At 68.5% G+C, this 1,009-nt stretch carries 1 protein-coding gene; it reads right to left on the reverse strand.

Going from position 1 to position 1,009, the window contains the following annotated elements:
• Positions 1-20: 20 nt before the first annotated feature.
• Positions 21-952, reverse strand: a protein-coding gene (locus tag ACF1BN_RS37775; protein ID WP_392336130.1) for an IS5 family transposase whose coding sequence is annotated in 2 segments (ribosomal slippage) — positions 21-605 and positions 608-952 — 930 coding nt in all. Because the reading frame shifts where the segments join, the coding sequence is not laid out codon by codon here.
• Positions 953-1,009: the final 57 nt, after the last annotated feature.

Genomic DNA, 1,009 nt, shown 5'->3' on the forward strand with positions numbered 1-1,009 from the left:
ACTAGGACTTGTCCGGCCGATCAAGTTCGGAGCCAGATGACGAGGGCTGCCGCGGTTGCGGTGCCGAGGTAGACATATCGGCGCTTGTCGTAGCGGGTGGCGACCGCCCGGTGTTGCTTGAGCCGGTTGATGGCCCGCTCAACGGTGTTGCGCTTCTTGTATCGCTCCTCGTCGAAGCCCGGTGGTCGTCCGCCGCGTGAGCCTTTGCGCAGGCGGGCGGCCTGGCTGTCGGTCTTCTCCGGGATCGTGTGCCGGATGCCGCGGCGTCGCAGGTACTCGCGGCACGGCCCGTTGCTGTAGGCCTTGTCGGCCGCGAGGCTGCCGGGCTTCCTGCGGGGCCTGCCCGGTCCGATCCTCGGGACGCGGATCTTCTCCAGGACGGGTTTGAACTGGGTGCAGTCAGCCCGCTGACCTGGTGTGACGACCAGAGACAGCGGGCGGCAGCGGCCGTCCGCGCTCAGGTGGAGCTTGGTGGTGAACCCGCCGCGCGAGCGGCCCAGGCCCTCACCTCCCGCACCACCTCCACCAGGCGGGCGAGCAGGCTCTGCCACGGCGTCTCGTCCTGATGTTCTGGACTTTCGGCCCCCTTTGAGGCGGGGGCCGGCGGCGGGTCGGTACGGGCGCCCGCCGCATGCTGGTGAGCGCGGACGATGGTGGAGTCGACCGAGATGTCCCAGTCGATCTCGCCGGCTGCGTCGGCCGCGGCCTGGACCTGCTGGAGCAGACGCTCCCACGTCCCGTCCGCGGACCACAGCCGATGGCGTTCGTAGACGGTCTTCCACGGCCCGAACCGTTCGGGCAGGTCACGCCACTGAACACCCGTCCGCACCCGGTGCAGAATCCCGTCGATCACCTGCCGATGGTCACGCCACCGGCCACAACGCCTGTTGCTCACCGGCAGGAACGGCCGTAGGAGTTCCCACTCGGCATCACTCAGATCACCCCGCCCCATGTCCACATCAACGACCCGGACACGGAGTAGTCACATGATCGTCCGGACAAGTCCTAG

The sequence above is a fragment of the Streptomyces sp. NPDC014861 genome (assembly GCF_043081625.1).
Taxonomy (GTDB): Bacteria; Actinomycetota; Actinomycetes; order Streptomycetales; family Streptomycetaceae; genus Streptomyces.